The sequence below is a fragment of the Sphaerimonospora thailandensis genome, from assembly GCF_016863115.1.
Classification (GTDB): domain Bacteria; phylum Actinomycetota; class Actinomycetes; order Streptosporangiales; family Streptosporangiaceae; genus Sphaerimonospora; species Sphaerimonospora cavernae.
Window position 1 is genome coordinate 1 of sequence record NZ_BOOG01000117.1, and the last position, 1,896, is coordinate 1,896.

At 67.5% G+C, this 1,896-nt stretch carries 1 protein-coding gene; it reads left to right on the forward strand.

Annotated elements, in window-relative coordinates:
* Positions 1-134: 134 nt before the first annotated feature.
* Positions 135-1,841, forward strand: coding sequence for an ATP-binding protein (locus Mth01_RS29175; RefSeq protein WP_204019182.1), 1,707 nt, complete (start codon positions 135-137; stop codon positions 1,839-1,841).
* Positions 1,842-1,896: the final 55 nt, after the last annotated feature.

A 1,896-nucleotide genomic window follows, 5' to 3' on the forward strand; every position in this document is an offset into this window, starting at 1 on the left:
TTTCGGGGATCACCGCCCGGATGTGCGCTGTCTCGCCGGTCTCCGCACACGATGGTCCCGCGTGAACAACCCGAGCCGCACTGATGGTAACTGAGAGACGTCGAAAAACGACGTTTCTCAGTTACCATCAGTGCATGGAGCCGGATGAGCTTGACGCCGTACTCGCTATCGTGGGCGACGGCATCCCCGCCGACGCTTTGGAAACCGAGGTCCTGGACTTCAAGCTCGTAGCCGAATCACCGAAGGCGACCTTCAACCTGCTCGCCGACGCCCTCGTCTGCTTCGTCAATGCCCGCGGCGGGACCGTGGTCCTGGGAGTGGACGACAAAGCCAAGACCCGCGCGGACGCCCTGCGGGGCGTGCCCGGCGTCTACTCGATCGACCAGATCCGCAAGGGCGTCTTCGATCGGACGCATCCGCCGATCACGCCGTTCGTGACCGAGAAGATCGTGGACGGCGTACGACTGGTCGCGATCACGGTCCCCCAAGGGGTTATCCCCCACAGCAACGCCTCGGGACTCGCCACGCGTCGCCTCGGCAAGGAATGCCTGCCGTTCCCACCTGCCCAGCAGCGCGAGGTCATGATCGCGCGAGGGCAGGTCGACTGGTCGGCGGAGGCATCGAGGGTGCGGATCGAGGACCTGAGCGCCGTGGAGCTCGCCAGGCTTCGAGATCTTCTCACGACCGGCGGCCGGGACCATCTCGCCGAGCTGGGCGATCGGGCCATGCTCGAAGCCCTGCGGCTGGTCACCGCGGCGGGAGACGTCACCAACGCCGGCGTCCTGCTGCTCGCCGACGAACGAACCCTGCACAGCATCGTTCCGGCGTACGGATACTCGTACCAGTTCCGCCCGACCCTGGGAAGCGAGGCGACGGGCCGGGCCCGGGGCAACCGTCCCCTGCTCGCCGCGATCGAGGCCATGACGGACGCGGTCGCCACACGGCGGGAGATCCACCCGCTCAACATCTCGGGCGGCGTCCAGCTCCAGCTCACCGACTACCCGCATGACGCCGTACGCGAACTCATCGTGAACGCCTTCATCCACCGCTCCTACGAGACCGGCGGCACGGTGGACATCGAGCACTCCCCCGAACGACTGGTGATCACCAGCCCCGGGGGCCTCGTGGCGGGCGTCACGCCGGACAACATCCTCACGCACCCGTCAACGCCCCGGAACCGTCTGCTGACCGAGACCATCGCCGCCCTGCAACTCGCGGAGCGCACCGGCCAGGGGATCGACCGCGCCTACCGGGAGATGCTGCGGGCAGGCAAGGAGCCTCCCGCGTTCGAGGACAGCGGCACCCTGGTGCGCGCGACACTGTCCGGCGGGATCGGGAACGACGCGTTCGTTCGTTTCGTCGGTGAACTGCCGGCGAGGGCAGGGCGCGACGTCAATGTCCTGCTCGCGCTGTCCTACCTGCGGGGGAGGAGCACGATCGACGCGACCCGGCTCGCAGCCGTGATCCAACGCCCGGTCGCCGAGACCCAGGTCGTCCTGTCGGCGTTGGCCGATGCCTGCGGCCTCCTGGAGGCGACCCGGCGAACGGCCAGGAAGTCCTTCCCCACCTATCGGCTGCGGCCGGAGACCGTCACGGCGATGTCCCGCGCGGTGAGTTATCGGTCTCGGAGCGTGGACGGCATGGACCAGAAGGTCATCGACCACGTCCGCGAGTACGGCTTCGTCACCAACCGCACGATCCAACGGCTCTTCGACATCCAGGTGTACGCCGCCCGCGATCTACTCAACGACCTTCGCAAACGCCAGATCCTGGAGAAGATCGGGGACGCCCGGGGAGGCACCGGCGTCCGGTACGGCCCGGGCCCTCGCTTTCCCGGTTGACATCAACCTCAAGGAAGAAGGCGTAACCGACCGGACAGTTCCGATGCGGCGTCAC